Genomic DNA, 4,103 nt, shown 5'->3' on the forward strand with positions numbered 1-4,103 from the left:
GCCAGCGGCCGCACGCGCCCGTAGGCGTCCAGGAAGGCGCGGGCGCGCGCCGCGTCGTGCGCGCCGGTGGGCAGGTCGACGCACCAGTCGTTCAGGCACACCGCGATGTCGAACAGCAGCGTGTCGACGCCGGCGAAATAGAAGTCGAAAAAGCCGGTCAGCCGGTCGCCCTCGAACATCACGTTGTCGCGGAACAGGTCGGCATGGACCGGCCCGCGCGGCAGCGCCGCATGGGCGGAGCCGGCCGCCACGTGGTTCTGGTAAGCCAGCTCGGCGCGGATCAGCGCGGCCTGTTCGGGCGTGAGGAAAGGCAGCACCACCGGCACCGTCTCGTTCCACCAGGCCAGCCCGCGCAGGTTGGGCTGGTGCCGCGGATAGTCGCGCCCGGCCATGTGCATGCGCGCCAGCATCTCGCCGACGGCGGCGCAATGCGCTTCGGTGGGCGCCAGCTCGCTGCGGCCTACCAGCCGGTCGACCAGCGCCGCCGGCTTGCCGCACACGGTGTGCACCAGGTCGCCGTCGCGGTTGGCGGCGGGGTCGGGCACCGGGATGCCGCGCTCGGCCAGATGCTTCATCAGGTGCAGGTAGAACGGCAACTGCGCGAAGCCCAGGCGCTCGAACAGCGTCAGCACGTATTCGTGCGCTTCGCCGTCCCTGGACGCGGTGAGGAAGTAGTTGGTGTTCTCGATGCCGCCCTGGATGCCGCGCAGCGCGCGCAGCTCACCGCGGTCGAGCGCGCGCAGCAGGGCACCTGCCTCGGTCTCGGAGACCTCGGTGAAAACCGCCATCGGCTAAAAGGCCAGGACGTTCCAGACGCGCTTGCCGGTGGCGCTGGACAGGCCGTCGCGGGCGTCGGCCGGGCGGCTGCGCGCCATGTCGGTGGGCTGGATCTCGTAGGCCGGCACGGCCGCCTTGGGCTGCACCGTGATGGACTGGGTTTCACCGCCGACGCGCAGCTCGTCGATGCGGTTGCCGCCGTCCTCGATGCGGATGCGCTCGATTTTCTGGTTCTTGCGCCCATCGAGCTGTTCGCGCGCCAGGTCCTGGGCGAAGACGCTGGCCGAGGCCAGGGCGAGGAGAACGGGGAGTAGGACGTGCGCGCGCATGGTGCCGATTGTAGGCCGGGCGGGCAGGCACAATGCCTCCCCATGAATGAACCTGAGGACAAGGCGCCGCCGGAAGGCCGCAAGGTGTTGCTGCTGGTGGACGGCTCCAGCTACTTGTACCGCGCCTTCCATGCCATGCCCGACCTGCGCGCCGTGCCGGGCGATCCCGACAGCCCGGCCACCGGCGCCATCCGCGGCATGATCAACATGATGCAGAAGCTGCGGCGGGACGTGCGCGCCGACTACGCCGTCTGCGTGTTCGACGCGCCCGGCAAGACCTTCCGCGACGACCTGTACCCCGACTACAAGGCGACTCGCTCGCCGATGCCGGCCGACCTGCGCAGCCAGATCGACGCCATCCACGAGGTGGTGCGCCTGTTGGGCTGGAAGGTGCTGAACGTGCCCGGCGTGGAAGCCGACGACGTGATCGGCACGCTGGCCTGCATGGCCACGCAGCACGACGTGGAAACCGTGATCTCCAGCGGCGACAAGGACCTGTCGCAGCTGGTGAACGAGCATGTGGTGGTGATCGACACCATGAACGACCGCAAGCGCGACGCTGCCGGCGTGGAGGCCGAGTTCGGCGTGCCGCCGCGGCTGATGGTGGACTACCAGACGCTGGTGGGCGACGCGGTCGACAACGTACCGGGCGTGGACAAGGTCGGCCCCAAGACCGCGGTGAAGCTGCTGACGGAATACGGCTCGCTGGACAACCTGGTGGCCAACGCCGACAAGGTGAAGGGCGCCGTCGGCGAGAACCTGCGCAAGGCGCTCGACTGGCTGCCCCAGGGGCGCGCGCTGCTGACCATACGCACCGACTGCGACCTGAAGGACCACATTCCCGGCATCCCCGCGCTGGACGACATCGTCATCGGCGGGCAGGACACCGAGGCGCTGAAGGCCTTCTACGAGAAGTACGGCTTCAAGGGCCTGGTCAAGCAGCTGGAGACGCACGACGTCCCGCCCGAGCTGATCGAGGAGCACCGCACGAAGAAGAAGGTCGGCCCCGGCGCTGCGGCGGCGGGCGGCCAGTTCGAGGAGCCGGACCTCACCGGCCTGTCGCAGGCCACCAACCTGCAGTACGAGACCATCTTCACCTGGGACGAGTTCGCGCCCTGGCTGGAACGCATCGAGGCGGCGGAGCTGGTGGCGCTGGACACCGAGACCGATTCGCTGGACGAGATGCAGGCCACCATCGTGGGCTTGAGCTTCAGCACCGAGCCGGGCATCGCCTGCTACGTGCCGCTCACGCACGACTACCAGGACGCGCCCGAGCAGCTGCCGCGCGACGAAGTACTGGCACGCCTGAAGCCCTGGCTGGAGAACGGCGAGAAAAAGAAGCTCGGCCAGCACGTCAAATACGACCGCCACGTGTTCGCCAACCACGGCGTGGAGGTGCAGGGCTACGTGCACGACACCATGCTGCAAAGCTACGTGCTGGAAGTGCACAAGCCGCACGGGCTGGCCAGCCTGGCCGAGCGCCACCTGGGACGCAGCGGCATCGACTACGAAACCATCGCCGGCAAGGGCGCCCACCAGATTTCGTTCAACCAGGTGCCGATCGACAAGGCGGCCGAGTACTCCTGCGAGGACTCCGACCAGACGCTGGACGTGCACCGGGCCCTGTGGCCCAAGCTGGAGCGCGATGCGCGGCTGCGCTTCATCTACGACCTGGAAATCCAGTGCAGCGAAGTGCTGTACCGGGTGGAGCGCAACGGCGTGCTGATCGACAGCGAGGAACTGGGGCGCCAGGGCCACGAGCTGGGCCAGCGCATCATGCAGCTGGAAAAAGAGGCGCACGAACTCGCCGGCCAGCCCTTCAACCTGGGAAGCCCCAAGCAGATCGGCGAAATCCTGTTCGTGAAGCTCGGCCTGCCGGTGAAGAAGAAGACCGCCAGCGGCGCGCCCAGCACCGACGAAGAGGTGCTGGAGCAGCTGGCCGAGGACTACCCGCTGCCGGCCAAGCTGCTGGAGCACCGCAGCCTGTCGAAGCTGAAAGGCACCTACATCGACAAGCTGCCGCTGATGGTGCATGCGCGCACGGGACGCGTGCACACGCACTATGCGCAGGCCGTGGCCATCACCGGGCGGTTGTCCAGCAACGACCCCAACCTGCAGAACATCCCGATCCGCACCACCGAAGGCCGGCGCATCCGCGAGGCCTTCATCGCGCAGCCGGGGCATTTCATCGCCAGCGCCGACTACAGCCAGATCGAGCTGCGCATCATGGCGCACATCAGCGAGGACGAGGCGCTGTTGCGCGCGTTCCGCGAGAACATGGACGTGCACCGCGCCACCGCGGCCGAAGTGTTCGGCGTGGCGCTGGACCAGGTGTCCGGCGAGCAGCGCCGCTATGCCAAGGTGATCAACTTCGGCCTGATCTACGGCATGAGCAGCTTCGGCCTGGCGCGCAACCTGGGCATCGAGGTGGCGGCGGCCAAGAACTACATCGAGCGCTATTTCATGCGCTACCCGGGCGTGAAGCACTACATGGACGAGACGCGCCTGTCGGCCAAGAGCCGCGGCTACGTGGAAACCGTGTTCGGCCGGCGCCTGTACCTGCCCGAGATCAACTCGCCCAACGGCCCGCGCCGCGGCAGCGCCGAGCGCCAGGCCATCAATGCGCCGATGCAGGGCACGGCGGCCGACCTGATCAAGATGTCGATGATCGAGGTGCAGAAAATCCTCGACGGCGAGCAGCGCAAGACCAGGATGGTGATGCAGGTGCATGACGAACTGGTGTTCGAGGTGCCCGAAGACGAGGTGGAGTGGGCCAAGGCCACCATCCCGGGGCTGATGGCCGGCGTGGCGGAACTGCGCGCGCCGCTGCTGGCGGAGTTCGGCGTCGGGCCGACCTGGGAGAAGGCGCACTAGCGCCGGCGTTAGCTGCCATTCAGCATCGGCCCCATCATCCGCACCATGCGGATGACCGCCGGCCCCAGGATCACCAGGCTGATCGACGGGAAGATGCACAGCACCAGCGGGAACAGCATCTTG

At 67.9% G+C, this 4,103-nt stretch carries 3 protein-coding genes; 1 reads left to right on the forward strand and 2 read right to left on the reverse strand.

Annotated features, from left to right (window positions below; all coding sequences use genetic code 11):
- On the reverse strand, positions 1-788 hold a 788-nt coding region (locus H0U68_RS12310), incomplete at its 3' end, for a homoserine kinase (protein WP_296355958.1).
- A gap of 3 nt (positions 789-791) precedes the next feature.
- Complete coding sequence (locus H0U68_RS12315) at positions 792-1,106, reverse strand: hypothetical protein (RefSeq protein WP_296355960.1); 315 nt, start codon at positions 1,104-1,106, stop codon at positions 792-794.
- Between the two features lie 42 nt (positions 1,107-1,148).
- Here H0U68_RS12315 and polA point away from each other — a divergent pair, with 42 nt between their 5' ends.
- Complete coding sequence (gene polA, locus H0U68_RS12320) at positions 1,149-3,980, forward strand: DNA polymerase I (protein WP_296355962.1); 2,832 nt, start codon at positions 1,149-1,151, stop codon at positions 3,978-3,980.
- Positions 3,981-4,103 lie beyond the last annotated feature (123 nt).

It is taken from the genome of Ramlibacter sp. (assembly GCF_013697775.1).
Lineage (GTDB): Bacteria > Pseudomonadota > Gammaproteobacteria > Burkholderiales > Burkholderiaceae_C > Ramlibacter.